This is a genomic window from Anaeromicropila populeti (assembly GCF_900112775.1).
Lineage (GTDB): Bacteria > Bacillota > Clostridia > Lachnospirales > Lachnospiraceae > Anaeromicropila_A > Anaeromicropila_A populeti.
Genome location: NZ_FOYZ01000004.1, coordinates 261,086 through 287,978, shown reverse-complemented (window position 1 = coordinate 287,978; position 26,893 = coordinate 261,086). Strand labels below are relative to the sequence as shown.

The 26,893-nt window shown below is 34.5% G+C and carries 28 protein-coding genes; 4 read left to right on the top strand and 24 right to left on the bottom strand.

What is annotated here, in order from left to right:
* Positions 1-21 precede the first annotated feature (21 nt).
* The 4 genes from BM305_RS06890 to BM305_RS06875 form a co-directional block, all read right to left on the bottom strand.
* On the bottom strand, positions 22-2,004 hold the full coding sequence (locus tag BM305_RS06890) for a fructose-1,6-bisphosphatase (RefSeq protein ID WP_092559958.1): 1,983 nt from the start codon (positions 2,002-2,004) through the stop codon (positions 22-24).
* Positions 2,005-2,754: 750 nt separating this feature from the next.
* A complete protein-coding gene (locus tag BM305_RS06885) occupies positions 2,755-2,892 on the bottom strand; it encodes a cyclic lactone autoinducer peptide (RefSeq protein ID WP_092559957.1) in 138 nt (45 codons plus the stop codon).
* A 67-nt stretch (positions 2,893-2,959) separates the two neighbouring features.
* Positions 2,960-3,682: a LytR/AlgR family response regulator transcription factor gene (locus BM305_RS06880; protein ID WP_092559956.1), complete on the bottom strand. Its 723-nt coding sequence runs from the start codon at positions 3,680-3,682 to the stop codon at positions 2,960-2,962.
* A gap of 13 nt (positions 3,683-3,695) precedes the next feature.
* Entirely contained in the window at positions 3,696-5,015 is a 1,320-nt protein-coding gene (locus BM305_RS06875; protein ID WP_092559955.1) for a sensor histidine kinase, read from the bottom strand.
* Between the two features lie 231 nt (positions 5,016-5,246).
* Between BM305_RS06875 and BM305_RS06870 the strand changes: the two genes are divergently transcribed.
* Positions 5,247-6,566, top strand: coding sequence for an MATE family efflux transporter (locus tag BM305_RS06870; protein WP_092559954.1), 1,320 nt, complete (start codon positions 5,247-5,249; stop codon positions 6,564-6,566).
* Here BM305_RS06870 and BM305_RS06865 read toward each other — a convergent pair whose 3' ends face one another.
* A complete protein-coding gene (locus BM305_RS06865) occupies positions 6,567-8,465 on the bottom strand; it encodes a glycoside hydrolase family 127 protein (RefSeq protein WP_092559953.1) in 1,899 nt (632 codons plus the stop codon).
* A gap of 193 nt (positions 8,466-8,658) precedes the next feature.
* On the opposite strand from BM305_RS06865, the gene BM305_RS06860 reads away from it, so the two are divergent.
* Complete coding sequence (locus BM305_RS06860; protein WP_207649461.1) at positions 8,659-9,357, top strand: helix-turn-helix domain-containing protein; 699 nt, start codon at positions 8,659-8,661, stop codon at positions 9,355-9,357.
* Between the two features lie 23 nt (positions 9,358-9,380).
* Here BM305_RS06860 and BM305_RS06855 read toward each other — a convergent pair whose 3' ends face one another.
* The 4 genes from BM305_RS06855 to BM305_RS06840 form a co-directional block, all read right to left on the bottom strand.
* Positions 9,381-9,998, bottom strand: a complete 618-nt coding sequence (locus BM305_RS06855) for a manganese catalase family protein (protein ID WP_092559951.1) — start codon at positions 9,996-9,998, stop codon at positions 9,381-9,383.
* A gap of 3 nt (positions 9,999-10,001) precedes the next feature.
* On the bottom strand, positions 10,002-10,265 hold the full coding sequence (locus BM305_RS06850) for a spore coat protein CotJB (protein ID WP_092559950.1): 264 nt from the start codon (positions 10,263-10,265) through the stop codon (positions 10,002-10,004).
* Entirely contained in the window at positions 10,266-10,643 is a 378-nt protein-coding gene (locus tag BM305_RS06845; RefSeq protein WP_242940481.1) for a spore coat associated protein CotJA, read from the bottom strand.
* Between the two features lie 114 nt (positions 10,644-10,757).
* Entirely contained in the window at positions 10,758-11,015 is a 258-nt protein-coding gene (locus BM305_RS06840) for an HPr family phosphocarrier protein (RefSeq protein ID WP_092559949.1), read from the bottom strand.
* Positions 11,016-11,261: 246 nt separating this feature from the next.
* Here BM305_RS06840 and BM305_RS06835 point away from each other — a divergent pair, with 246 nt between their 5' ends.
* Complete coding sequence (locus BM305_RS06835) at positions 11,262-12,293, top strand: sugar kinase (protein WP_092559948.1); 1,032 nt, start codon at positions 11,262-11,264, stop codon at positions 12,291-12,293.
* A 70-nt stretch (positions 12,294-12,363) separates the two neighbouring features.
* Here BM305_RS06835 and BM305_RS06830 read toward each other — a convergent pair whose 3' ends face one another.
* From BM305_RS06830 to BM305_RS06815, 4 genes are all read right to left on the bottom strand, one after another.
* A complete protein-coding gene (locus tag BM305_RS06830; protein ID WP_242940485.1) occupies positions 12,364-14,346 on the bottom strand; it encodes an FtsX-like permease family protein in 1,983 nt (660 codons plus the stop codon).
* Between the two features lies 1 nt (position 14,347).
* The gene (locus BM305_RS06825; RefSeq protein WP_272481949.1) at positions 14,348-15,133 is read right to left on the bottom strand and encodes an ABC transporter ATP-binding protein; all 786 of its coding nucleotides are present in this window, start codon (positions 15,131-15,133) and stop codon (positions 14,348-14,350) included.
* 118 nt (positions 15,134-15,251) lie between these two features.
* On the bottom strand, positions 15,252-16,253 hold the full coding sequence (locus tag BM305_RS06820; protein ID WP_092559946.1) for a sensor histidine kinase: 1,002 nt from the start codon (positions 16,251-16,253) through the stop codon (positions 15,252-15,254).
* 1 nt (position 16,254) lies between these two features.
* Positions 16,255-16,932 carry a response regulator transcription factor gene (locus BM305_RS06815; protein ID WP_092559945.1) on the bottom strand — a complete coding sequence of 226 codons (678 nt, stop codon included), beginning with the start codon at positions 16,930-16,932 and terminating at the stop codon, positions 16,255-16,257.
* 138 nt (positions 16,933-17,070) lie between these two features.
* Between BM305_RS06815 and BM305_RS06810 the strand changes: the two genes are divergently transcribed.
* On the top strand, positions 17,071-17,670 hold the full coding sequence (locus BM305_RS06810) for a DNA-3-methyladenine glycosylase (RefSeq protein WP_092559944.1): 600 nt from the start codon (positions 17,071-17,073) through the stop codon (positions 17,668-17,670).
* Here BM305_RS06810 and BM305_RS06805 read toward each other — a convergent pair.
* The 11 genes from BM305_RS06805 to BM305_RS06755 form a co-directional block, all read right to left on the bottom strand.
* Complete coding sequence (locus tag BM305_RS06805) at positions 17,667-18,275, bottom strand: ABC-2 transporter permease (RefSeq protein ID WP_092559943.1); 609 nt, start codon at positions 18,273-18,275, stop codon at positions 17,667-17,669. The genes BM305_RS06810 and BM305_RS06805 overlap by 4 nt on opposite strands.
* Positions 18,272-19,150 (bottom strand): ABC transporter ATP-binding protein, encoded by an 879-nt coding sequence (locus BM305_RS06800; protein WP_330393433.1) that lies wholly within the window; start codon positions 19,148-19,150, stop codon positions 18,272-18,274. Before BM305_RS06800 ends, BM305_RS06805 begins: the two co-directional genes overlap by 4 nt.
* Positions 19,140-19,514, bottom strand: a complete 375-nt coding sequence (locus BM305_RS06795) for a GntR family transcriptional regulator (RefSeq protein WP_092559942.1) — start codon at positions 19,512-19,514, stop codon at positions 19,140-19,142. The genes BM305_RS06800 and BM305_RS06795 overlap by 11 nt, the downstream gene beginning before the upstream one ends.
* 106 nt (positions 19,515-19,620) lie before the next feature.
* Positions 19,621-20,418: an ABC transporter permease subunit gene (locus BM305_RS06790; protein ID WP_177214596.1), complete on the bottom strand. Its 798-nt coding sequence runs from the start codon at positions 20,416-20,418 to the stop codon at positions 19,621-19,623.
* A 13-nt stretch (positions 20,419-20,431) separates the two neighbouring features.
* The gene (locus BM305_RS06785) at positions 20,432-21,232 is read right to left on the bottom strand and encodes an ABC transporter permease subunit (protein WP_092559940.1); all 801 of its coding nucleotides are present in this window, start codon (positions 21,230-21,232) and stop codon (positions 20,432-20,434) included.
* A gap of 16 nt (positions 21,233-21,248) precedes the next feature.
* Positions 21,249-22,133 carry an ABC transporter ATP-binding protein gene (locus BM305_RS06780; protein ID WP_092559939.1) on the bottom strand — a complete coding sequence of 295 codons (885 nt, stop codon included), beginning with the start codon at positions 22,131-22,133 and terminating at the stop codon, positions 21,249-21,251.
* A gap of 96 nt (positions 22,134-22,229) precedes the next feature.
* Positions 22,230-23,075: a transglutaminase domain-containing protein gene (locus tag BM305_RS06775; protein ID WP_177214595.1), complete on the bottom strand. Its 846-nt coding sequence runs from the start codon at positions 23,073-23,075 to the stop codon at positions 22,230-22,232.
* A gap of 159 nt (positions 23,076-23,234) precedes the next feature.
* Positions 23,235-23,450, bottom strand: a complete 216-nt coding sequence (locus tag BM305_RS06770; RefSeq protein ID WP_092559937.1) for a heavy-metal-associated domain-containing protein — start codon at positions 23,448-23,450, stop codon at positions 23,235-23,237.
* A 22-nt stretch (positions 23,451-23,472) separates the two neighbouring features.
* Positions 23,473-25,713: a heavy metal translocating P-type ATPase gene (locus tag BM305_RS06765; RefSeq protein WP_092559936.1), complete on the bottom strand. Its 2,241-nt coding sequence runs from the start codon at positions 25,711-25,713 to the stop codon at positions 23,473-23,475.
* Positions 25,714-25,741: 28 nt separating this feature from the next.
* On the bottom strand, positions 25,742-26,014 hold the full coding sequence (locus BM305_RS06760; protein ID WP_092559935.1) for a metal-sensing transcriptional repressor: 273 nt from the start codon (positions 26,012-26,014) through the stop codon (positions 25,742-25,744).
* Between the two features lie 262 nt (positions 26,015-26,276).
* The gene (locus tag BM305_RS06755; protein WP_092559934.1) at positions 26,277-26,882 is read right to left on the bottom strand and encodes a TetR/AcrR family transcriptional regulator; all 606 of its coding nucleotides are present in this window, start codon (positions 26,880-26,882) and stop codon (positions 26,277-26,279) included.
* Between the last annotated feature and the right edge of the window lie 11 nt (positions 26,883-26,893).

Here is a 26,893-nt window from a genome sequence, read left to right as displayed (position 1 = left end):
TACATTTTCTACATATACAGTTTAATCATACCCTCTTATTTCTGATTCTCTTATCTCACCTTCCTTATACGCTGTCACCAACATTTTTAAATCCTCTATCCTCTCTGCAAGCTCTCTTCCAACATCAGTGTCTGCAACCATAATTCTCCTTGGCATCTTTTCTGTAATATAAATAGCCGGGGACACAGGCTGGAAATCATTTTTTGTACCTAATAAGTTAGACAGGCCCTTAGAAGGAATTTTGTGTTCTGCAAGAGCTAGATGATGCGAAGTAAAAATCAAAGTATATCCCGCAATTCCTGTCTTAGATTGATATGCCTTTGAAATTCCTCCATCAATTACATACAGCTTTCCTTCTGCCTTTACAGGATGCTCTCCTTCCTTTATCTTTACTGGTACATGCCCATTAATAATATGAGACTTATCTATATCTAACTGAAATTCCTCTAATATTTTTGTGCATACACGTGCTCCATTACTTAACCGATAATAAGGGTTATATTGTTCCACCGCTGCACTGTTGTCTGCTATAAAATATTTTTCAAATACCGCCAGTTTACTCTTCCCAAATAGGGGAGAATTTTTTCCACACCATAAATACCACATTATATCAACCGCATCCTGCTTGTCACTATCATTTTCTGGAAGAAAATAAGCATTTTGAGCCTGCTGGTTGAAAAAATCAAATAGAGGTTTCCCAGAATATATCTCTTCTTTAAACTGTACCTTAGTAAAACTCCCGTCCTCTTCCATAGGAATACAGCCATGATATAGTAAATTAGAGTTCACACATTTGTACATACTTCCATGGGAATATAAAAACTTTACATGTCTGTTAAGCAATTCACTATGAACAAAGGATATTCGAAGAATATTGATTAGTTCCTTTTCTCCATCCGATAATTCAAGTGGATGTTCCCAGCATATAGTAGGAAAGTTCATATCTATCATTGGATATTCTATCCCTTCCACTATAACCCTTCTCATTTTGCTGTCAACTTTATTCAGACAATCTCTTTCATCCATATTATACTCAGGATGACGTTTAATCAACTGTCCTTCCAGTTTAAGTTGAATCACTGTAATTGCCTTATGCATTTTCGCAGTAAGACTGGTATCTACATTATCATATTTATTCTCATCTAATAATCGCGGATAAAAAGCACTACAAGGATCTGAGTGATACGTCTCGGAAGCAAATATAGATAATGCACGGAGATTAATTCCATAGCCATCCTCTAAAAGATCATAGTTATTATAACTTAGTGCAATTCTAAGCACATTTGCAATGCATGCCTCATTACCACAGACAGCTCCCATCCACGAAATGTCATGATTTCCCCACTGTATGTCTATGTCCGGAAAAGTCATTAGTTCATTCATAATAATATCTGCCCTGGGTCCACGATCAAAAATATCACCAATAATATGAAGTTTGTCCACACACAATTGTTGAACCAGCTTGCACAGTGCTATTATGAAATCCTTTCCTGCTCCAGAATCAATGACTGAATGTATAATTTCATTATAATAAACTTTTTTATCCTGATCCTCATGATTCACATTTAACAATTCTTCAATTGCATATGCATAATCAATCGGAAGCTTTTTCCTTACTTTAGATCGGGTATATTTTGAAGATGTTTCTCTGCATAGCAAAACAAGTCTAAATATCGTAATTCTTTCCCAATACCCATACTCTGTTTTTAAGAACTCCATTTGCCCTAATACTTCTCTTGGATAATAGACTAACTTTGCAAATTCTTCCTGCTCCTTTTCTGTCATAACATTTTCAAATAGCAGTTTAACTTTTTCACGTATTGTTCCAGACGCACTTTTCAGCAAGTCTAAAAAGGATTCATATTCACCATGAATATCACTAAAAAAATACTCTGTTCCTTTAGGAAGTCTTAAGATAGCATTCAAATTAATTATTTCACTTGTAGCTGCACGTATATTAGGATATTTTAATGACAATAAGCGTAAATACTTTTCCTTATTCATATTAAATGTGCCTTTCTTTCCGTTTTGAATTCACATAACACAAATAATTTTATCACACTTATTGGATTTTCGTCTACATATAGATTGGAGCATTACAGTCGAAAAGACTGTGAAATTGCCTTCACAGTCTTTTCTTTAAGTTCATGATAACAAGCCTTGCCGTATTACTTATTAAAGGGTTTAGGGGGCCCTTTTAGGGTATTACACTACAATAAGTAAGATACAACTTTCTAGTCTCGCTCAGTAAAGTAAAATTAGGAAATTAACTTTCTAATGACAAGCAATTCTATCGCTCTTATCAGTTATTTCAAGTTCAATCCATGTTGTTCTTGAGCTCTAATCCAGGGATTAATTACCTTTTCCTTTATTAGTTAGAATTATTATTAGTATGTTATGCGTTCTTTCATCATTCAAGTTTGTTCTTATCATTTAATCAGCCATTCAACCACAACATTGGGTTGGTATCACCCATATCATTATGAGAACAGCTTGTCACTAGTACACTATTATTTTAGTTCATACATTTTATTATATCAAGATAGATATACTACATTACATTGTATCTTAATGAATTTACATAAGAATCGTTATTATTCTATTCAATATGTTATAATCTGCGTCTTTTCCATGTTAAAATGCATTTTTAGATTAAAACAAAGAACAAACCTATCTGTAGAAAGGAATAGCGTATCCTATCCTCTCTATCCCTTTCTATAAAATTAAAATGTCAATTTTCCCAAGAGCTGTATTCTATTTCTTAGCCTTTATTATTCCATTCGGAAGCTTTGGCTGATAAAAGAAAAAAAAACAAGACGAATTCACATTTTGATTAATCACTTGTTCTGCCATTTTACTAATTACTTTACTCACCTTTTTCTGCATAGCCATGTTAGCACCACCCTTCAAATCCCTGTTGTAATGTTTGATTTGACATTTTTGTTGTTTTTATGTATATTTAGCTTTTTGGGAACTTTGAATAAAGAGATTTTGCCCTTTTGGAGTACGTCCTTCCTACAATTAAATTCTCTCCCGTTTTCAATGTAGCTTGTCTACTGCTTAAAATGGCAATCTCTTGCATGTTAACAATTGTGCTGCTGCTAATTCGTAAGAATAAATAACCCAGTTTATTCTCTAATGACGTAACTGTATCATAAATTTCATATTCTTCCTGCATTGTTACTATTTTTATTTTTTGTCCAACCTTTTCTATGTATATAATATCTGTTTGTCTGAGGGTAAATTGCTTTTTTCGTATCGTAAAACTAATTAAGGAATCCACCCTTTTGTACTTAACACTCTGCATCTGCACAATTGCTTTTGCAAAAAGCTTTTCAAATTTACTAGAATCTATTGGTTTTGCCAGATACCCAAAGGCTAACAGATCAAACGCATCTAATGCATATTCCGTGTATCCTGTTATAAAAATCAGCACACTCCATGGATTCTTTTTTAACAGATCCTTTGCCAACACCAAACCGTTTATTTCCTTTAAATCAATATCCAGTAGAATAAGATCCATTTTTACTTTATTAATTGTTTCTGTATAGGTATCATCAATCTCATTAAAACAATATAAACATGTGGAAATTTTAAACTTTTTACTAAGTTCCTCTACATATGTCTGGTTAATTTTCAAACTAAGCCTGTCATCATCACATATTAACACATTATAGCCCATACTTTCCTCCTAATTATGTTGGTATAAATATAGTGATGATATAATGGTTGTCATCATAATCTATTCTTAATCTACCATTAACAGATTTAACTATATTTTTCATTATGGCAATCCCTACCCCATGTGTTCTTTTATCTTGCTTTGTTGTAATAAATTTATCCATCTTTTGTATTGGTTTTTTTATTAAAGAATTTTCGCACTCAATTGTGTATCCTTTTTTCTCAGGCCGAATTAATAGACTTATATAACGCTTATCAAGCTCAACTTGTTCCGCAGCTTCAATCGCATTATTTAAAATATTAGATAAAAGAGAGCAGATTTCAATATCACTTATTACAAAATCACTTATCATAATTACAAAATCAAATTTAATTGATTTTTGTTTCGCCAGTTTCTGCTTTTGATTTAAAATAATAGAAACATTTTTATTAGTAAGCACAGCAATTTCTTCAGCAATCTCGATATCTTTATACAAATCATTTACATATTGTTTTACCTCATCATAGCAGCCATCATTCAATAACGTTTTTATCAGCACAAAGTGAGAACAAACATCATGCTTCAAACTGCGCAGTTTTTCCGTTACTTCAATCATACTTTTATTTAATTCCAATTCCTTTTCCATCTGCTGTATGTAGAACCTATGCTCCATCTCTCTTTTTGATTGCTTTTCAAATAAAATCACTATATATAATGTTGTAATCAGCAACAATGCTATTTGTGTCATCGCAACTATAAACAACAAATATACTTGGTTTTTTAACAACTCTATATTAGTAAATACATATAAACTAGGTGCACTTAATGCCAAATTTCCAATTATGACAGGTATTAATTCTTTACTGCACATTGCTTCTTTTCTAAGTATATTTTTCCTATTTGCAATAATGATTTCACAACATATTAATGTGCTGACTTTAGCTATAAATGTTCCAATTAAATAGTTCATTCCATTATTATTCAAATCAATAATTGTAACATGCAATATACCTGTCATTATGACCATTGAAAAAAGATCTGATAATACGTATAAAACACAAATAATACCAATACTAACAAATGCCTGAATAATTTTTGCGTCAAATAGTAATACCGTAGTTATCAATAAATATACTATTATTATAACCATTCCTAAAATTTCTAAAATAGTATCTCCTTTGCAAAATCCTATAAGATATTTTAAGACAGCTATTATATCCATGCCAGCAATTGCTGCTACATAATATAAACGATTCTTATATTTCGGGCGGTACAAGTATGACATGACACGAATCCATATTACTGGTTCAACACTAAACATCAATGCCAACAAAAGATAATACTTTTGATCCATTCATACAATCCCCTTTATTTTCTATCTTTTATTCTTATTGCATTTTAACATAGTAATTTTCATTCTTCAATCTACTCTCATCGATTCAATTTGACAATAATCTTGTTTTTAATACTTAAAATGCTATTTTTTTGTAAGGTATACTTTTATGTTTGCATCCTAGCCACTATTGAATTCAATCCCTATTAGTGATACAATTTTAACATTAAAACGAGAATATGAGGTCTGCACATGAGAAATATGACATCAGGAAACATATCAAAACATTTAATCCGTTATTCTGTTCCACTCATTCTGGGGAATCTATTTCAACTAACTTATAATGCCGTAGATTCCATCATAATAAGCCGATTTGCCAGTAAAGAATCCCTTGCAGCAGTTGGAACAGCTAACCCCATTATGAATATTATCATATTTTTTATCATTGGCATCTGTATGGGTGCTTCTGTGCTGATGAGTGAATTTTTTGGTTCTGATGACACAGACACTCTTACAAAAGAGATTTCAACTACGCTGATATTTGGTCTTATTTCTACTACTATTATAAGCATAATTTGTATTCTTTTGTCCAGACCTGTTTTACTATTGATGAATACTCCAGATGAAATACTTGAGAAATCAGCACTTTACTTAAAAATAATTTTTCTTGGGCTTTTGTTTACTTTTTTATATAATGTATTTGCTTCAGCGCTTAGAAGTATTGGAGATGCTAAAACTCCCCTTTACTTTCTTTCACTAGCTTCTGTTTTAAATGGCTGTCTGGATTTCCTATTTATTGCTTTTTTCCAATTAGATATTGTTGGTGCTGCATTAGCTACAATTATTGCTGAAGCCATTTCAGCAATTTTATGTATATTCTATATCTATAAAAAGGTTCCTGTCCTGCACCTTTCCAGGAAAGCGCTTAAAATTGACGTTGATTTATTAAAAAAAACTCTGCACTACGGCTGGGCAACTGCCATGCAGCAAACCTGCTTATATATTGGAAAACTGTTGGTTCAAGGCGCAGTTAATCCTCTTGGCGTTGATGCGATTGCTGCCTTTAATGCAGTCAACCGTGTAGATGATTTTGCCTTCACTCCAGAACAGAGTATTTCACATAGTGTTACTACCTTTGTTGCCCAGAACCGCGGTGCAAAGACAGAAGATCGCATTATGAAGGGTTTTAAAATTGGACTTGTACTTGAAATTTTCTACTGGGTTTTTATATGTATTCTTACTTTTTTATGTGCAGAACTTATCATGAAACTCTTTGCTAAATCCCATGAAACAGAAATGATTAATCTAGGAAAAAAATATCTTCAGCTTATGGCATTTTTTTATTTGCTTCCTGCTGTTACCAATCTACTCCAAGGTTTTTTCAGAGGAATAGGCAACATGAAAATAACTCTTGTCTGCACCACCGTTCAAATGATTTTTCGAGTTACCTTTGTCTACCTATTCGCTCCTTCTTTTGGAATTCCAGGAATTGCTTATGCCTGCTTACTTGGTTGGATAGCAATGCTTTCCGTTGAAGTTCCTTATTTTTTTCATTCTATAAAAAACACTTAATTACTCTTCTTGCATCCACACACGCATCTGGTTTTCTCCTCTGTTTGCCCACGCATAGTATGGAATTGCTGTAAGTTTACATGTCTCCTGCATTGGTCTCCGAAAAGAATACAGTGCATCTTCTGCATGTAATCTTACACCATCTATTTCTAATGTGGTAACTCCCCCCATCAAAATACTGTTGTTCTTTTTCTCAACAATTTTTCCATCCTTTGAAATGCGCAGGTTAGCAAGAGTTCCACCATTATCAGTTCCTTCAAAACAATACACAAGAGGGCCTCTTACTATAGCAGTGCAGCCTGCATTTTCACTTACATTTAAATTAGCATAAACTTTCTTAGGCATCATATCTAGTTGTAGAACAATTTCATCATTTTCAACAAATTTCTTTGTAATAAAAACATACCCATTTTTTTGTTCTGCATTTAATTTTTCTCCATTCACGATAAGTTGATAGGTTTCAGACCAATCTGGAATTCGAATTGCAATTGTAGTAGTTACAGCAGCCTCCACTGGCTGGAAACGATATGAAATAACATTATTATAAGGATACTCCGTAGTAACTTGTATTTTTAATTTTTTACTCTCTGACAAATCCAATTCACCACCAATAAATAAGTGAAAATAAACCGCTTCCTCTGTTTCTGTAAAGATATAACGGTTTAATGAAGCAATTAATCTAGCTACATTAGGAGGACAGCATGCACACGAAAACCAACCTGGCCGTTCTGCACAAATATGCTCAAATCCCACTATTTTTTTGGCGTATTCTGGATTTACTTCTAATGGGTTTGTATAAAAAAATTTTTTCCCATCCAATGACATTCCCGCCAACACGCAATTATATAAGGCTTTTTCTATGACATCTGCATACTTGCTTTCCAACGTAGCTTCCAACATTTTTTGTGCGAAAAAGATTAAACCTATTGACGCACAGGTCTCGGAATAAGCGGTGTCATTAGGCAAATCATAATCTTTAGTAAAGGCTTCACCAATGTGAGTGGAGCCGATGCCACCTGTTATATACATCTGTTTTTGTGTAATACTGTTCCACAATGTCTCGCAGGCCTTTATCAGACTTTCGTCTCCTGTCTCTTTTCCTACCTCGGCCATTCCAGCGTATAAATATACTGCCCTTACAGCATGACCAACAGCATCTTGTTGTTCCCTTACTGGTGCTTGATTTAATGTGTACAACACTTGTTCGGGATCGGAATTCCATACTGACCAATCCCTTTTGCCTTTCTCTTCCTTAAAGAAATTTGGAGACGTTCCCCTTTCGTTAATAAAGTACTGCGAAAGTTCTAAATAACGTTTATCTCCTGTTACCCGATACAATCGCACAAGTGCCAGTTCAATTTCTGGATGTCCTGGAAAGCCCCTGCGTTTGTCCTTCCCAAACGTATGATAAATATGATCTGCATTTTTTTTCATAATGCTTAAAAGTGTTATTTTTCCCGTCGCCTCATAATGAGCTACTGCTGCCTCAATCATATGCCCTGAACAATATAGTTCATGAGCCTCCTGCAAATTCTGCCATTTATGATTTGGTTCCTTTACTGTAAAATAAGTATTTAGATACCCATCTGGCTGCTGAACCTTTCCTATCAGTGTAATAACATTATCCAGTTTCTTCTCCACTTCAGTATTTGGTTTAAGCATTAGGGCGTAGGATGCTGCCTCAATCCATTTAGCCACATCACTGTCCTGAAATACCATTCCATAAAACTCTCCTTCTGCCTCTCCCGCTGCAATTCTAAAGTTTTCCATAGCATGACTTTTTTCAATATCCGGAACTTTATCATTTAATACTTTTTCCTGAAATGGAATAACAACTTCTTGAATTAAATTTTGATAATATGTCCAAAAATGTTCTTTAATTTGAAATTTATTTTTCATCCTGCTTTCTCCTTGTCAAATAAAATATTTAGCTTGTATTGTTGATTAAATTGTATTACAATATTTAAATTATTTGAATATTAAACTGTAGGAATAGGTGTGAAAAAGTAAGATGCTTAAACTGAATTTAGATACTCCTGTTAATTTTTTATGGTGTGGAAAGTTTGTTGCACCTTCTGACTCATGGGTGCATATGACAAGAGCTCTTCAAGAATATGAAATGATGTTTGTTACTAATGGCACTTTGTATATTGCAGATGAAAACCAAAAATATACTGTTCCGTGTGGTGAGTATCTCATTATGCAGCCAACTATACGTCAATATGGTTTTCATCCTTCTAAATGCAGCTTTTATTGGTTTCATTTTCTTTGCGGATCTGGACATATGTCTTTTTCAGAACAGGAAGTAATTCCCCACATGGAACCTTTAAACTTTCTTATTTCCCAACTTCAGGACTGCACCAGGTTATACGGTACTGGTCAACTTTCTAATTATTTATTCACCTCAATGTTACTGGAACTGAATCATCAGCTTTCCGCAAAAGAACATATAGTTAATTCCTCAAAGGAACAAATCTGTGCAAAAATAAAAAGTTATGTTGAATGGAATCCTCTTTGTAATATTCAAGTTTCTGAAATTGCAAAGCAACTAGGTTACCATGAAAAATACCTGTCAGCTGTTTTTAAATCTGTGACAGGTATTTCTCTAAAACAATATTTAATTCAAAAAAGGATGGAGTATGCAAAAAATGAACTGGCAGACTCTTCTATTTCTATTGCACAAATTTCCAACACATTGGGCTTTTCTGATTCTCACAATTTTTCTCATGCTTTTAAGAAATCAACTGGATTTTCTCCCACAGAATATCGCCAGCGTGTAAAGAAGTGCTAAAAAATGTTTTTAATTATTTTCAGCTACTGATTGTTACAACTACAAGGTTTATCAAACGCTGGATTATACATATAAAAGTTTTTCTGATTCAGTTTATCCTGCACAATTCTTGTGCATTCGCCAAACCGTTGAAAATGAACGATTTCTCTTTCTCTTAAAAATCGAATGGGATCGCATACTTCAGCATCAGAAATCAGACGAAGAATGTTATCGTATGTGGAACGGGCTTTTTGCTCTGCTGCCATATCCTCATATAAATCCGTAATCGGATCGCCTTTTACCTGGAATTCACATGCGTTAAATGGAATTCCCCCGGCAGCCTGCGGCCAAACACCTAATGTATGATCAACATAATATTTATCAAATCCAGATGCCTTAATTTCTTCTGGGGATAAACTTTTAGTCAGTTGGTGAACCATTGTGCTAATAATTTCCATATGAGCAAGTTCCTCTGTTCCTATATCTGTAAGACAACCAGCCACCTCGCGATATGGAATAGTATATCTTTGCGATAAATAACGCATGGCTGCTCCAAGCTCACCATCGGGTCCTCCAAATTGACTAATGATCACCTGAGCAATCTGAGGATTAGGTCTGGTGATATTCACGGGATACTGCAATTTCTTTTCATAGCTCCACATAAACTAACATTCTCCTTCCCATGGCCATGGATCTCTTACCCAGGTCCAATAATTATGATCTTCTACCTGATTACTGGTTAATGGTCCAAAACACTCCGAATACTCTGCTAAAGCCTGTTCTCTAAGCTCTTTATATTTATGATAATACTCTAATGCCTGCCTGTCACATGGATGTGTATCCAGATACAAACAAATATCATCCAATGCAAAGTCCACTTCACAAATGAACTTAAATAACCGCTTACGTCCTAACTGATTCATAGTCATTTAGCATCTCCTCCCTCTATTACATGGTGTGCAATAAAATGGTAAAACCAGCTCTGGAAAAATAGTGCCATGCTGAAGTCCCCTGCATGCATCCAATACGTCATTATCCCACTTTTGCCATGGTACATATCCAATACCCAATGGTAATCCATTTACCTCATTGCCAAAATCAGGTGTTGAATTACATCCACAGCCGTCTTGGCTCACCTTACAAAGGCAATCAATTCCACAAGGAGTTTCTTTACAGACACAATCTATTTCAGGCATAGCCTTAATTTTTTGAACAGGTGCGGACTTTGGTGTACATCCGCATCTACAATCGCAGGATGGCTGTTTAGACATACAATCCGTATGACAACCATAAGCTTTATTATTCATATACATTTTGCTCCTTTCAACTCTCTGGCTACATTGTGTAGGTCCAATATTATTCTATGAAAACGGATAGCATTGGTGATAGAAGCAATGTAAAAAATTTCCTTATTGTTTGTTTTAAAGATTTTCATTAAAAAACACTTGCAATGCTTTAAATGCTATTTCCTCATCTTCTCCATCTATTTTAATTGTAATTTCCTCGTTGTATTTTATCTCTAAGCTCATAATGCCAAATATTCTTTTTGCATCCACAAAATTATTCTTTTTTCCAATGCTAATATCACTGGTAAAGGTCATCGCCATTTTTACCAGTAATCCGGCTAACTTCGCATGAACTCCCTCTTGACCTGTAATTCTATAAGAAAATTGTCTCATTTTCTTTTGCTCCTTTCTCCCATCTGTGTATACCATATTATCCTAAACTTTTCCACAGTAATACCCTGCCATTATTCCCATTTTTCAATTCTCCCAACAAAACTATTATTTTTCTAATCATTGTATCTATTCTATATACTTACCTGTTGCATAGCTAAATAATTTACGAAAATTTCGTACATACTATTGCTAATCAAAAACTCCACATGTATAATATTTTATTATACATGCGAAAGGAAATGAATTATGGAAACATCGAATAAGAAGTATGATTTATTGGCTTTAGGAGAAATTTTACTAAAACTTGCTGCACCAAAAAATGAACGTTTAGTTCGTGGAGACATTTTAACAAAACAAGCTGGTGGTGCAGAATTAAATGTAATATCAGGTGCATCCTTATTAGGTTTAAAAACAGGTATTATTTCTAAATTACCAGATAATGATTTAGGAATTTTTATTCAAAATCAAGCCTCTTTTCTTGGTGTAAGTCATGAATACTTAGTATATGACAATAGTCCAGAGGCCCGGCTAGGCATTTACTATTACGAAAATGGTGCATATCCTAGAAAACCAAGCGTTGTATATGATCGTAAAAATTCAACGATTAACAATATAAGTATTCATGATTTCCCTGACTCTCTTTACAAAAGCACTAGATGTTTTCATACCAGCGGGATTACTTTAGCTTTAAGCCAACAGGCGCAACAAACAGCAATTGAAATGATTAAGCGCTTTAAAAATGAAGGCGCACTGATTTCTTTTGACGTTAATTACCGTTCTAATCTCTGGACTGGCGCCCAGGCCAAAGAATGTATAGAACAAATTCTGCCTTATGTAGATATTTTCTTTTGCTCTGAAGATACTGCCCGGCTTACTTTCTTAAAAACAGGAACCGCAAAAGAAATTAATAAAAGTTTTACAGAGGAATACCCAATTTCTATTGTGGCAAGTACTCAGCGTATTGTTCATAGTCCAAAGTCTCATACCTTTGGTTCTACCATTTATGATGCAAAGAATGACTGCTATTATGAAGAAGAGCCGTACAGAAATATTGAAGTGGTAGATCGGATTGGAAGCGGAGATGCTTACATTTCAGGCGCTCTCTATGGTCTTCTTTCCTCTGATATGAATTGCCAGACGGCCTTAGAATATGGTAATGCAACTGCCTCTGTTAAAAATACAATTCCTGGTGACTTACTTTCTTCCAGCCATAAAGAAATTGACCAAATTATTAAAGCACACAAAGATGGCGGTCCACAAAGTGAAATGAACCGATAATCACAATACCCCCCATAAAGTTCTATTGTGAAGTTTATGGGGGGTATTCTATAATATAAGATGGCTTGCATCAGACTAATTTGAAATAAGCTTTTGCTGTAGCCATATAAGATATACAATACAAAACAGCAAATACCAATGCAATTACTGCTGCACACAGTAAAATTAATGTTGTATTATAGAGGGAGAACAATGCCAGTATACGAATAAGTACGGGCATGGCAAAAGCCAAATGTATCACAGCAAAAACCAGCGGCAAAAAGAACACCATTAATACTTGTTTTGTAATAGTTGATTTTACTTCGGATCTGCTCATTCCTACCTTTTGCATAATTAAAAACCGGTCATGATCTTCATATCCTTCTGAAATCTGCTTATAATATATAATCAATATTGCCATCATAAGGAACAGTAATCCTAGAAATACTCCTAAAAATAATAATCCTCCAAATGTATAATACCAATCCCTAAAACTCAAATAATAGCTGTTAAAATCCAGTAAGAAACTTTCCTGATCCAGTTTTTCCATTAATGACTGGGTATACTGTATTCGTTTTTCCTCTTCTGCCTTTACATCAAAAAAGAAAAAGGTTTTTTCTCCACAAAATTCCTCTAATGTTTCACCTGATAAGCCTTCAGTCATACTCTTAACAACTTGTGTAATCACCTGCTCATCCTTCATAACAATATAACAATAGTCATCAAATGCCGTATTCTTTCTCTTACTTCGGAGCATGGAATCCATATTATAGGCAACCGAAAATTCTTGATTTCCCAGTAATATTGTATTGTAATTCTTCTCCTTCTTTTTACGAAATAACAATACTTGTTTCTCTGTTAAATCAATTTGTTCCTTTGCAAATTTATTATAACTTTCCTGGTCAATAAAAAATAAATTACAATATTTTAAAGCCATATTTGCACTTACATCAAAATCGCATACAAAGGTATTCTTTTCTTTATTTAGTGCCAATACCATTGTGTACTTACAACTCACCTGGTCTTCAATGAAAACCTTATCTTTTTCTGCTTGTTCCTTTATCAGACTGTTAATTATATCTTCGTTTTTATCACTCTGCTTTGTCGTAATCATAACGTGATAAGGAAACTGCTCATATAATACATCTTTCTGTCCCACATACAATGCTACCGAACCAGTAAGCATAACTAATACCATAGTTGACAAAATACAGATATTCGATAACCCAGCAGCATTCTGTTTCATCCTGTAAATCATTGTGGAAACAGAAATAAAGTTTTTAGGTCGATAATAATAGGATTTATTCTTTTTTAAAAGCTTCAGTATCACAATACTTCCCGCAGTAAAAATGCAAAAGGTTCCTATTATTACAAGTATAACTGCCACAAAAAACATCATGATTGTTTCAATCGGATTTTGAATTGTAATGGAAATATAATATGCTGCTCCTAATGTAATAACACCTACCAGTGCAAGTAGCCATGAAGCCTTCGGTTCCTTTTCCCCATGCTGTCCACCCTTTAGTAATTCGATAGGTTTTGTCATATGCACCCTAAATAAATTGCTTACTAATACAATGGCATATATACTACAATACAAAAGAATGGTGGTACCAATTGCTTTACCAGAAAGAGTAAATTCATAAACCCGATCTATTTTTAATAATCGCTGTAATCCAAGGAAAGACAGTTTTCCCATCAAAAATCCAAATAAGGTACCCGCTGTAATACTTATAACAGCCATATATACTGTTTCTAAAAAGAGTACCTTTGCCATGTGCTTTTTCTCCAAACCTAATATGCTATATAGTCCCAGTTCCTTTTTCCGTTGCTTAATTAAAAAGTTGTTGGTATAGAATATAAAAATAGTAGAAAAAATAGCAATTACCCATGAACCTAATTTTAATATTAGATATAAACTTTCTGCATGGGGAATGTTTTTAAAAGAATCACTTTTATAAACACTGTTGAGAGAAAAAAATGTAATAATGGCAAAAATACAAGATAATGCATAAGGAATATAGCTTTTTCTGTTTTTAACCAGGTTGTTCCATGCAAGTTTTGGATAAAACATTTTATTCAACCTGATCACCCCCCGTAGAAATAACCGTTAAGTTTGAAACTATTTTCTGATACAGCTCATCATTCGTCATGCCGCCTCGATAAACCTGATTAAAAACTTCTCCGTCCTTAATAAACAAAACCCTGTTGGCATGACTTGCTGCAAGTGTACTGTGAGTCACCATTAGAATGGTCTGCCCTCCCTCATTAATTTCCCCAAATATTTTTAGCAGATTCATAGATGCCTTAGAATCTAATGCACCAGTAGGTTCATCTGCCAGCACAATTTTAGGTTCGGTAATTAAAGCCCTTGCTGCTGCCACTCTCTGCTTCTGGCCTCCTGAAACTTCATACGGATATTTTTCAATCAAATTTTCAATTCCTAGTTTTTTCACCACTGAATTTAATTTCTTTATCATTTCACTGTATTTTTGATTTGCCAGCACTAACGGCAGTAAAATGTTATCCTTTATATTAAAATTATCCAGAAGGTTAAAATCTTGAAATACAAATCCTAGATTTTCACGTCGAAATTTGCAAATATCTTTATCCTTGATTTGTACTAAATTTTTACCGTCCAGCAAAACATTTCCGCTGGTAGGTTTATCCAACGACGCTAATATGTTAAGAAGTGTCGTTTTTCCCGATCCTGATTCACCCATAATTGCTACATATTCACCCTTTTCAACCGAAAAGGAAACATTGGTCAGGGCATGTACCTGATTTCCCCCAAATCTGGTTGTATAGGTTTTCTTTAAATTATTCACCTCTAAGAGAGGACGCTCATTTTTCATATTCATTTTTATACCTCCATTTCCTTACCACCCCATTATAGAAAAAAAGGAAAGTGGTCACCATAACTTTGACTTACATTTCCTTTCCAAACCTTACATCTATGTAAGACAAATGTAAGTATACTTATGAAAAAAATTCAAGACGGCTCTCTTCTAAATTTAAAATAAATTTTGTCCCCTTCCCAAGTTCAGATTCCACCCATATTGTATGACCTAGCTTGTCCAATATTTGTTTACATAGATACAAGCCTATGCCCGTTGATTTTTTATCCATTCGTCCATTATAACCTGTAAATCCTCGGTCAAAAATTCTTGGAATATCCTCTTCCCGAATTCCTATTCCAGTATCTTCAATAACCAGACTCTTTTTTTCCTCAGAATCCATGTAAATGCGTATAGAACCCTCCATTGTATACTTTAACGCATTTGAAATTAACTGTTCCAACACGTAGACCAGCCATTTCTCATCAGAAACAATAACTTCCTGAATATCTTCCAATTCCAATGCAATTTTTTTCCGAATAAACAGCACAGAATATTTTTTTACTGCCTGCTTAATCACATCTTGCAGTTCCAGACTTTTCAAAAACAAATCAGAAGACAGGCTGTCCAGCCGCTGAAACTGTAATACCATCTCCACATACTGCTCTACCTTAAACAGTTCCTGTCCCATTTCCTTTTTGTAACTGCCTTCCTCTGCTAGTTGAATTAAAAGGTGCATTGCTGCAATTGGGGTTTTAATCTGATGTATCCACATAGAATAATACTCCATTTGCTCCTCCTGCCGGCTTGCCATCTGTTCCTCCAGCTTTCTGTTATAGTCACTCAGCTGTTTTAGCAGCACCTGATAATCTTGTTCCAGCAAATTTCCTTTTGGCAGCTGGCTCATTTCAAATAATGGGGCATGCGCATAAAACTGTTGTAGTTCTAAATGCTTTTTTCGATACTTAATAAAGTCAAGTATTACTGCACACCCTGACACTGCCCCACAAAGCTGTAAGGAAAAAATAATTACCTGAAAAGACTGCTGGTATAAAAAATGATTAAGCAGAATAAGTAAGGCACAACTGCAAAATACCAGCCCCATTTTTATTCGATCCTTTATATACGTACACACTAATCTCATCCTAATCTCCTATCAAATATCCTGTTCCTTTTTTTGTGGTAATAAATTGTTTCACACCAATTTCCTCTATTTTCTTTCTTAGCCTTGTCATATTCACGGTTAAGGTATTATCATCAACAAAACAGTCACTATCCCACAGCTTTTTCATAATTTCTTCCCTGGAAACAACCTTTCCCGGATTCTGCAACAGTAATTGCAATATTTTAAATTCATTTTTTGTTAATTCCAGCTTACTTTCTTTATAATAGAGGGCATTTTCGTTTACATTTAGAATTACCCCTTTATGCTCCAGTACATTTGTTGCCTGTCCCTGAAAGTCATAAGTACGTCTTAATAAAGCCTGAATTTTTGCCACAAGCACTGTCATGTCAAAGGGTTTTGCAATAAAATCATCTCCCCCCATATTTATTGCCATAACAAGATTCATGCTATCACTATTTGATGAAATAAATACAATGGGTACCTTTGAAATTTTTCTAATTTCGCCGCACCAATAATAACCATTAAAAAATGGCAGTGCAATATCAAGTAAAATAAGCTGGGGATCATATTGTAAAAATTCTTCTATTACATTGTTAAAATTCTTTACTCCTTTAACCTGATAACCCCAGGCAGTCAGGTATGTGATCATAGCCTCTGAAATTACTTTGTCATCCTCAACAATAAAAATCTTGTGCATGGTATGCTCCCCTCTCTCCAAATTACTCTTATTATATCGTTTTCATTTTGCAGGAACAACCAAATTAAGAAAAAACTTTTTCATTTAAAGAAAATAGGCTATAATAAATAGAAAATAACTGGTGAGGTGAGAGATAAAATGAAACGATTGGATAAAGATTTTTATAGACAGGATGCACTTATCTTAGCAAAAGCTCTGCTTGGCAAAGTACTAGTGCATGAAACAGCAGAAGGCACTGTAAAAGGAATAATTGTTGAAACAGAAGCCTATATGGGTGCAATGGATGCAGGCTCTCATGCTTATCAAAACAGAAAAACACCTAGGACTAAAACTATGTATGAAGCTGGTGGAATTTCTTACGTTTATCTGATTTATGGAATGTATTGCTGTATGAATGTGGTTGCTTTTGAAGAAGGAGAAGCCCAGGCAGTATTACTCCGCGCGTTAGAACCAATAGAAGGTATTGATCTTATGAAAAAACGCCGAAACCTTGAAAAAGCTAAAAATCTTTGTAACGGCCCTGGAAAGCTTTGCATGGCAATGGATATCACAAAATCGGAAAATGCTGTGGATTTGGTTACTTCTTCCTTGTATATAGAAGATGCCATTTCCATACAGAAAAAAAACATTATAGCAGACAGACGGGTAAATATTGATTATGCTGGAGAAGCAAGAGATTACCCATGGCGTTTTTTTATAAAGGATAATCCTTACATCTCCGTAAAAAAGCAGACCTAGTCTAATTCTTTGCTTTTATAGATATGAACCGAAAGCATCATACTCAGTATAAACAGTACTACAATGATAAAGGGAGCTGCTTTCATTCCCGTTTCTATTACACTTTGATCTGGCTTTGGAAGTTTTTTTAAGTACATGACACCTATGGCAGGAATCAATAAAACGGCGAACATCACATACCTGCCTTTTTCTACTCCAAGCTTAAATACAACTGGGAGTAAAATGCAATCATATAATAAACTCAAAAATAACATAGCTCCACTTGCCAATATGGCTTCCATCAGACTTGATTTTTGAATTATAATAGATAACATAACATTGGCAATCATGCATAATCCACCAATTCCCAGCGCCAGCAGGTATTTACTTGTTACCATATCTGTTCTGGAGACAGGCATTGTTAATGCATATTTGTCCCACTTTGCTCTTTCGTCATAACCAATGGCTGATAACGGTATCATCGACATTAAAACAAATGTCATGCCCAGGAAAAAATTTATGTTCTTAATGGAAATAGAATAAACTAAATAGAAAACTAAAATAATAATGATAGACTTCAGATACCGCCTCAAATTATAAATATCCTTCAATAATAATCCGCTCATATTTTACTCTCCTTTATAAAATATAACATAATTTCTTCAATGGATGCTGCATCTATTACGTGATTTCCATGAACCTTTCTTTTTTCCACAAGAGCCTCTATTCCAAAGGAATTTCTTTTTACACCTTTTACAATACTCTTATCTATCTTAGAAAAATCTTCTTCACCGCACTTTAATATTCCATATTTGCTTAAAAGCTCATCCTTCTGCTCTACAAAAACTAATCTGCCCTTGTGTATGCAGGCAATATAATCACTAATTCTTTCCAAATCACTGATTATGTGAGTGGACATGAAAATTGAATGTTCTTCATCCTGAATAAACTCTAGAAATAGTTCCAGTATTTCATCCCGTACAACGGGATCCAAACCGCTTGTTGCCTCATCCAGTATTAGCAGCTTAGAATCATGGGACAGCGCTGCCGCAATAGACAGTTTCATTTTCATTCCTCTGGAATACTCTTTTACAATCTTTTTTTCCTCTAATGAAAATTTCTCCATAAGAGAACAAAATTTTTGCTCATCCCATGTTTTATAAAGTCTTTTCATTACTTGTTTAATATGTCTCCAGTTCATATTTTCTGGGAAACAGCACTCATCCATTACAACTCCGATATGCTCTTTTAACTGGCTTATATCCCCTTTATTGTCCTGACCCAGTATCTGAATTTCTCCTGAATCTCTTTTTATCAGATCCATAATTAATTTAATTGTTGTGCTTTTCCCTGCACCATTTTCCCCAACAAAACCCATAATACATCCCTTAGGTAATTCTAAGTTTATATTGTCAAGCTGGAATTTTTCATATGTCTTTGAAACATTTTGCAGAAGTAACGCATGTTCCATCTCATCATCTCCATTCATATTAATCACCATTATAAATAAGTGCAAACATTGCTTCTAGTTCCTGATAGCTTATTCCTGCCACACCAGCCAGTTCTACAATTTCCTGCATCTTATTTTCAATATTCTTCAATTGCTCTTCCTTTACAAAATCAAGATTTTTGCCTGCGACAAAGCTTCCTTTTCCTGTTATGGAGCTTATAAATCCTTCTCTCTCTAATTCTTCATAAGCCCGCTTGGTGGTAATAACGCTAATTCGTAATTCTTTCGCTAACAGCCGCATGGAGGGAAGCATATCCCCCTCCTTAAGTTCGCCCGAAATAATCATTCCCTTAACTTGTGCAGTTATTTGCTCATAAATAGGCTTTCCGCTGGAATTACTTATTATTATGTTCACGATAACCTCCTTAGAAAGTATATTGTTTATATATTTTTATATTGTATATATGCATTATATACAATATGCTTTATGGTGTCAATAGAATATTGATGAAAACCCTCCCTTACTTCAAATCTTTCTTTTTAAATTTTACAAAGCTTTCCGTCAGCAAAACCATGCTAAGCGCCATACAGACCAAAACATACCACCCGTCCAGCCTGGACTTTACCAAATCCTTTGCTTCAAAATATTTAAAGGGCGTAATAACTTTTATAACCCTTCCATTTTCCAGCATATCATAAACAATGGCCATCACAAATGCTGACAAAAATATAAGATTTGTGTACAGCATTCCCTTTTCTACTTCCTTAATTACAATTGAAAGAAAAACTGCCAGTGAAAAAAATAAGCTGCTCACTAAAAGAATGGATACTGCATACAAAAAAATCACCTGGTTAATCTGCTCTCCCGTATCTAAAAAAGCCACTGCCAGCAATGAAAATACAAATTCAAAAATAATAAATAAAATCAAATTAAACCAGCTGGCTGCGATTTTTATTCCTAAAACATAACTTCTGGAGCAAGGTTTCGTAAAAATAAACTCATATGTTTTATCATTTATTTCTTTGACTGCTGCATTTACTCCTAGCTGAATTCCGTAAATAACTGCACAAATCAAAACATAGTAGGCTAATATAGCGTAATATCCAGGCAGACTTGCCACATCTACTCCCACCATTCCAAATACCGCCAAGACCACCTTGGGGAACTTACTCATAACAGCATTTACATCTGCTCCTCCAGCAACCTGCCCCATTCCAGAGAATTTTGTCATACCAGCAAATAACAGCACAAATAACCCAATAATCCAGAATATAAATACTTTCAAATTAGCCTTTAACTCTCGTTTTAATATATTCATTTTAATCCCCCTTCTATACTGCATGAATATCCTGTTTGCAAAACCGAACATAAGCTATACTAATACAAACCACAGTAATTATAATTGCTGCTGCCATATAGGCATATTCAATTTTACCTGCATTTAATAAGTTGTCTGGCTCAAAATATTTTAATGGCGCTGCAAATGTCATTATTTTATCCCCAGTAATATTAGCTAAGGCGGATAAAATAAATGCAATACAGCCAAATGAAGTTGCTGCTCCTGATACTGACCGTATTTTTTTTAGGTAGACAACAGCAAAAATACCTAACACTATGAAAAAAAGCTGTGTAAAATAGAAACCAGCACCTAATACCAAAACTTCCTTTCCCCATCTGCCTGTTTGGCCAGTAAGACGGTAGCAGAAAGCTAATGCAGCTGCATAAATTATACCAAGCACAGTAGTCATAGAAATGCATGTTAGTCCTTTCATACAAAATAATTTTTTCCTTGAAATAGGTTTTACAAAAATGAAATCCAAACACTTTGACCTCTTCTCGCGTCCAAACACTGAAATTGCCATAATTAGTGACATAATTGCTCCCATTAATGAAATATAGGAAAATGTAAAATTATAAAAACCAACATAACTATTTAAATTCGACATTTCGAACCCAAACGCTAATGTATATTCTTTGGGCAGCCCCTCTATCATATTCATAATCTCCTCCAGGCTGTCCTGAAACACAGGGTAAAATCCTATCATAAAGGCAAATAAAGAAGCCACTATTACCCCGCTCCAGATCAAAAAACTCTTTATTTGTAACTTCATCTCATATAAATAAACATTCATTTTAATCTCCTCTTTCCTATTTGTTTTTATCCGAATAATAATGCATAAAAATTTCTTCTAATGATGGTTCCGAAATATCTACATTTAAAAGAGGATAGTTATTTATTTTTTCTAATAGTAAATTACAGTCTCCCCGATATATAAACCGAACAGTTTGTCCTTTTATTTCTATGTTTGTAGCTCCTTTTAATTGAAACTCGTCTAATGGATTATCCTTTACATGAAACGTTATTTTTTTATAAGAATTATCCTGTAGTTCACTTATTTTCTGTGTCTGGATTAACCTTCCATCCTTTATGATTGCAACTCTGTCACATATTTTCTGAACCTCACTTAAAATATGAGAGGAAAAGAGTACTGTAGCACCTCTCTTATTTTCTTCCTGAATCAGCTCAAAAAAAGTTTGCTGCATCAATGGATCTAACCCACTTGTCGGCTCATCTAAAATAATTAATCTTGGGCTATGCAATAACCCCTGAACAATCCCGACTTTCTTTTTATTACCTAGACTCATGTCCTCAATCTTTTTGTTCAAATCAAGACCTAGTGCATCAGCCAGTTCCTTTATTTTTTTTGAACAGTCCTTTTTATAAAAACTTGCTGAATAGCGCAAAAGATCTATCGCCTTCATATTTTCATAATAAAAAACCTCACTTGGCAGATATCCTGTCTCTTTTAATATTTTTTCCCGTTCACCCTCACAATCCATTCCAAAAATTTTAGCTTCCCCACTATCTTTATGAATCAGTCCTAAAAGCGTACGTATTGTTGTGGATTTTCCTGCTCCATTTGGTCCAATAAATCCAAAAATTTCACCTTCTTTTACTTCCAGATCTATGTCCATAATTCCTCTGGATTTACCATAGCTTTTTGTCAACTTCTTAGTTTCAATTGCATTCATTTAAAACTCCTCCTCATTTCTTCTTGAAAAACAGATATTATCATTTACCAAAAAAGACATCTTATATTCTAAGATGCCTTTCTATACTATATTCTATTATGCCTGATAATCTGCCTTACTAATTGGATATTTGTTTGCAAATTTTTCCGTAGAATATATCTCATCCAGGCTATGAGATTTATCCATCGACTTTGACCCTGTTAAAAAATAAGTATATCTTAGTACAGGCTTATCCGATACGGGATCATCCCATGTAGCATCAATATGATACCACTTATTTCCCAATTTAACAAGATTCCACGCATGATTATTACCAGTTACATATCGGCATGGTACACCTGCCTCGGTCAGCATCTTATACATAAGCAATGCATATCCCTGACAAACCGTTGTTTTCTTCAACAGTCCCGCATAGGCGGAATAGTTTTCTTCACTCAAATCATACGTTATATGATTCACAATATAATCATGAATTAATTTTACCTTCTTATATCTGCTCTTTCCGCTTAAATCCAGCTGTCCCAATACCTTTTCAACATATTTATTCACTTTATCCAACTGCTTCTTTGATTCTGAATACTCTATAGAAATATCAAATTCCGAACCATATTGATTCCCTGAAACAGATAAAGAAACACCTGTTACACAACCCCGCAAATAATCAAAATCATCTGATGTAGCTGCGTCATTAATTGCATATACCTCCTCAAGTAAACCTTCTATATCATCTTTATAAATGTCTGTCCATTCCCCGTCATAGGAAATTTGAAATGACGTCTTTCTTTTTACCATATTGTTATATAAAGCTTTGATAAATGCTTTCTTAGAGGTAACCGTATTCGATGCAGCCTTTACCTGAATTGTTTGTTGGTTCTCGTGATATGACACCATCATTCCCGTCAAAAGAATAAGTATGAAAGTTGTTCTTACTATTTTTTTCATTAAACTCCTCCTTACCACTTTTGTAACCATAGTTTAATCACTATACTATAGTAATAATTATAACATTTATCAAAAAATACCTCAACCTTTTTGTTACAATTCATGCAAAATCACAATAAAAAACCTGCAAAGCTAGTTTAAGCCCACAGGTTTTTTACATTACATAGTCTCTAGTTTTACTACATCATATCCAGCTTCCTCAACTGCTTCTTTCAGGCTGCTATCCGAAATGGATTCCTCTGCTTCAAGAACAGCTGACTGCTTTTCCAAACTAACTGAAACACCCGTTACACCATTTAATTCTTCTAAAGCAGCTTTTACATGCTTTACACAATGTTCACAGCTCATTCCTTCAATTATAATTTTCTTTTTCATTTTGACCTCCTGTAAAAACTATTTATTTTAAATGCATTGGTTTAAATCCTCTTAAACGCAAAGCATTTGTCACTACTGATACAGAACTAAGACTCATGGCAGCACCTGCAAGCATTGGATTCAGCAATGGTCCCCCAAAAAGATGCAGTATTCCCATTGCAACTGGTATCCCTATCGCATTATAAATAAATGCCCAGAATAGGTTCTGCTTAATATTCTGAATCGTCTTTTTACTTAACTGTATAGCAGTTGGTACATCCATTAAGTCACTTCTCATCAGAACAATATCTGCCGATTCCATCGCGACATCAGTTCCAGAACCAATGGCAATTCCTATATCTGCCATTGCCAGTGCTGGGGCATCATTAATACCATCTCCCACCATTGCAACCTTCTTGCCCTGTTTCATTAATTTTTTTACCTCTTGTGCCTTTTCATGAGGCAGTACTTCAGATAAAATCTCCTTTACTCCTACTTGCTCACCAATTGCATTTGCCGTCTTTTTATTGTCACCAGTAAGCATAACTACTTCAATTCCCATTTTGTGAAGGGTCTCTATTGCAGGTCTGCTATTAGGCTTTACAGTATCTGCAACTGCAATAATTCCCGCAATTTCCTGTTCAATAGCTATATACATAGGCGTCTTTCCTTCTGCTGCCATTACATTTGCAAATTCTCGTTTTTCTAAATCCTGTAGACCATTTTCTACCATGCATTTATCGTTTCCCAGAATTACCTTTTTATTCTCTATGACAGCCTCAATCCCCTGCCCTGGTATGGCACGAAACTGCTCTATTGGTAGTAACTCAATTTTTTTTATTCCAGCCTCTTTCACAATTGCTTCACCTAATGGATGCTCAGAACCTTTTTCAGCTGATGCCGCTATCTGCAATATCCTGTCAATGGAATAATTCTTAAAAACCTTAACGTCTGTCACTTTAGGTCTGCCCTCTGTAATCGTCCCTGTTTTATCTAAAACAACCGTATCTATCTTATGTGCGGTTTCTAGCGCAGTACCACTTTTTATCAAAACACCATGTTCCGCACCCTTTCCTGTTCCTACCATAATTGCAGTAGGTGTTGCTAATCCCAGTGCACATGGGCAGGCAATCACTAATACCGATATAAAAATTGTTAATGCAAAATCTGCTCCTGCTCCAGAAATCAGCCAGGCAGCGGATGCCAGAATTGCCAGAACAATAACAACTGGTACAAAGTACCCTGATATAATGTCTGCCAGCTTTGCAATGGGTGCTTTTGATCCTTGTGCTTCTTCTACCAGATGAATTATTTGGGCTAATGCAGTATCTTTTCCAACCTTCGTAGCTTTGTATTTGATTGTTCCATTTTTATTAATACTAGCACCAATAATAGAATCCCCTGATCGTTTTTCTACTGGAATACTTTCTCCTGTCAGCATAGATTCATCTACAGATGTCATTCCCTCTAACACAACTCCATCCACTGGCATTTTATCTCCAGGCTTTACCACAATGATATCACCTGTCCTAACTTCTTCTACCGGAAGAACACATTCCTTATTATCACGCAGCACCAATGCTGTTTTAGGAACCAACCCAATTAGCTTTTTAATTGCTTCTGATGTTTTACCTTTTGAACGTGTCTCCAGATACTTTCCAAGGGTAATTAAAGTTATAATTACTGCTGCTGATTCAAAATACAGCTTATGCACAAAATGATGATTTCCACCCATTATTTCTACTGCTGCATAGATTCCATATAAAAAAGCAGATGAGGTTCCTATCGCAATTAGTGAATCCATATTAGGTGTTCTGCGTATTAAAGAAGAAAATCCTACTGTATAAAATTTGTAACCAGAAATTATAACTGGCACTGTTAGTAACAACTGAATCAATACATAGGCAACAGGATTTTTATCTGGCTGTATAGCTTGTGGTAAAGGAAGTCCAAACATGTAGCCCATAGAAATATAAAGCAGGGGAACAGTAAAAATCATAGAAAAAATAACTCTTCTTAATATGTGAGTTAACTGTTCATTTTTTTGATCCTTTTCATTTTCTTTTCCTTTCTCCTGAACCACAAGCTGATAGCCTGCTTTTTCAACAGATGCCATTATAGTCTCTAAGCTTGCTGTCTCTTCATCATACTTAATATTTAGTTTTTCTGTTGCAAAATTAACGGAAGCCTCTTCTACTCCCTGAATCTTTTTCGATACACGTTCTACCGCTCTTGCACATGCAGCACACGTCATCCCATTGATCTGGTAACTTTCTTCTTTCATGTCTGCCTCCTGTTCCAAAGTAATCTGCTTAATCAGCTATTTTAGATAAAATTGAAATAACTTCTTCTATTTTTATCTGTTTTTCTTTATCATTTCCATGTTCAAACGCTTCTAATACACAATGTTCCATATGCTGCTTTAATAAAAGCATGTTTGCTTTTTTTAGTAAAGCACCTGAAGCAATTATTTGATTGGATATGTCCATACAATATCTTTCATCTTCCAACATTCTTATCGTAGCATCAATCTGCCCTTTTGCTGTTTTTAATAATTGTAGTACTTGTTTTTTTTCGTTGTTCATAGTCCCTCCTCCCCCCCTCGGTGGGGGTATAGCACTATCATATTCTTATTTTTACTTTTTGTCAATCAATTAATTTTTTCCTGTCTGCATCGTACATTAGTGGTAGTATGTGCATATAAGCATCTTATATTTTTGAAAAAATAGCCAACAAAGTGTGTGTTAGACATAATATTTCCTTTCCCATGAAAAAAATCGTGGAACAATTCCACGATTTAATATACACGTCATTATGGCATTAATCACCTTTATTGCATCCTTGCTGCTAGTCCACAATATGACTTTTAATAATTTGTTTAATAGTTCGATATAAATACGGCTTTAACTCTCCAATAGGCACAGGCTCATTATATAAAATTGAGCTGTAACAGGTAGAACTAGCCAATTCAATAATCATAAACAACATAGTCTCTGGTGCATCAAACTGAACAGGGGCTTCTTTCAGCATATTCTCGTAAACTTCTCCAAAATCAATATCCTCTTCACTGGTTGGAGAGGTTAACGCACTTTTAAAAATACCCCAGCTTAGATTTTTAGAAATAAAACTCAGTAATATCTGATTATTATTTAGCTGATTAATAATATTATCAACAATAAAAATTATCTTGTCTTCAAATGAAAGTTCTTTTTCTATATCATTCAAATCTTGTATTGCATTTTGAAAAATCTGACTTGACTTATGAGAAATTAACTTGTTACGAATATCATGCTTGTCTTTAAAATAAAGATAGAATGTTCCCTTTGCAACCCCCGCGTTATCTACAATGTCTGAGACAGAAGTCTTATTAATACCTCTTGTAATAAAAAGTTGAAATGCTGTATTCAGCAAAGAATCCCTTTTTACTTTCTTATTATGATCAATTTTTCCCAAGACCTCATCTC

What these genes read in the sequence shown, in the direction of transcription:
- BM305_RS06890 (WP_092559958.1), bottom strand. Translation starts at nt 2,004, where the DNA reads ATGAATAAGGAAAAGTATTTACGCTTATTGTCATTAAAATATCCTAAT.
- BM305_RS06885 (WP_092559957.1), bottom strand. Translation starts at nt 2,892, where the DNA reads ATGGCTATGCAGAAAAAGGTGAGTAAAGTAATTAGTAAAATGGCAGAA.
- BM305_RS06880 (WP_092559956.1), bottom strand. Translation starts at nt 3,682, where the DNA reads ATGGGCTATAATGTGTTAATATGTGATGATGACAGGCTTAGTTTGAAA.
- BM305_RS06875 (WP_092559955.1), bottom strand. Translation starts at nt 5,015, where the DNA reads ATGGATCAAAAGTATTATCTTTTGTTGGCATTGATGTTTAGTGTTGAA.
- BM305_RS06870 (WP_092559954.1), top strand. Translation starts at nt 5,247, where the DNA reads ATGAGAAATATGACATCAGGAAACATATCAAAACATTTAATCCGTTAT.
- BM305_RS06865 (WP_092559953.1), bottom strand. Translation starts at nt 8,465, where the DNA reads ATGAAAAATAAATTTCAAATTAAAGAACATTTTTGGACATATTATCAA.
- BM305_RS06860 (WP_207649461.1), top strand. Translation starts at nt 8,659, where the DNA reads ATGACAAGAGCTCTTCAAGAATATGAAATGATGTTTGTTACTAATGGC.
- BM305_RS06855 (WP_092559951.1), bottom strand. Translation starts at nt 9,998, where the DNA reads ATGTGGAGCTATGAAAAGAAATTGCAGTATCCCGTGAATATCACCAGA.
- BM305_RS06850 (WP_092559950.1), bottom strand. Translation starts at nt 10,265, where the DNA reads ATGACTATGAATCAGTTAGGACGTAAGCGGTTATTTAAGTTCATTTGT.
- BM305_RS06845 (WP_242940481.1), bottom strand. Translation starts at nt 10,643, where the DNA reads ATGAATAATAAAGCTTATGGTTGTCATACGGATTGTATGTCTAAACAG.
- BM305_RS06840 (WP_092559949.1), bottom strand. Translation starts at nt 11,015, where the DNA reads ATGAGACAATTTTCTTATAGAATTACAGGTCAAGAGGGAGTTCATGCG.
- BM305_RS06835 (WP_092559948.1), top strand. Translation starts at nt 11,262, where the DNA reads ATGGAAACATCGAATAAGAAGTATGATTTATTGGCTTTAGGAGAAATT.
- BM305_RS06830 (WP_242940485.1), bottom strand. Translation starts at nt 14,346, where the DNA reads ATGTTTTATCCAAAACTTGCATGGAACAACCTGGTTAAAAACAGAAAA.
- BM305_RS06825 (WP_272481949.1), bottom strand. Translation starts at nt 15,133, where the DNA reads ATGAATATGAAAAATGAGCGTCCTCTCTTAGAGGTGAATAATTTAAAG.
- BM305_RS06820 (WP_092559946.1), bottom strand. Translation starts at nt 16,253, where the DNA reads ATGAGATTAGTGTGTACGTATATAAAGGATCGAATAAAAATGGGGCTG.
- BM305_RS06815 (WP_092559945.1), bottom strand. Translation starts at nt 16,932, where the DNA reads ATGCACAAGATTTTTATTGTTGAGGATGACAAAGTAATTTCAGAGGCT.
- BM305_RS06810 (WP_092559944.1), top strand. Translation starts at nt 17,071, where the DNA reads ATGAAACGATTGGATAAAGATTTTTATAGACAGGATGCACTTATCTTA.
- BM305_RS06805 (WP_092559943.1), bottom strand. Translation starts at nt 18,275, where the DNA reads ATGAGCGGATTATTATTGAAGGATATTTATAATTTGAGGCGGTATCTG.
- BM305_RS06800 (WP_330393433.1), bottom strand. Translation starts at nt 19,150, where the DNA reads ATGGTGATTAATATGAATGGAGATGATGAGATGGAACATGCGTTACTT.
- BM305_RS06790 (WP_177214596.1), bottom strand. Translation starts at nt 20,418, where the DNA reads ATGAATATATTAAAACGAGAGTTAAAGGCTAATTTGAAAGTATTTATA.
- BM305_RS06785 (WP_092559940.1), bottom strand. Translation starts at nt 21,232, where the DNA reads ATGAATGTTTATTTATATGAGATGAAGTTACAAATAAAGAGTTTTTTG.
- BM305_RS06780 (WP_092559939.1), bottom strand. Translation starts at nt 22,133, where the DNA reads ATGAATGCAATTGAAACTAAGAAGTTGACAAAAAGCTATGGTAAATCC.
- BM305_RS06775 (WP_177214595.1), bottom strand. Translation starts at nt 23,075, where the DNA reads ATGAAAAAAATAGTAAGAACAACTTTCATACTTATTCTTTTGACGGGA.
- BM305_RS06770 (WP_092559937.1), bottom strand. Translation starts at nt 23,450, where the DNA reads ATGAAAAAGAAAATTATAATTGAAGGAATGAGCTGTGAACATTGTGTA.
- BM305_RS06765 (WP_092559936.1), bottom strand. Translation starts at nt 25,713, where the DNA reads ATGAAAGAAGAAAGTTACCAGATCAATGGGATGACGTGTGCTGCATGT.
- BM305_RS06760 (WP_092559935.1), bottom strand. Translation starts at nt 26,014, where the DNA reads ATGAACAACGAAAAAAAACAAGTACTACAATTATTAAAAACAGCAAAA.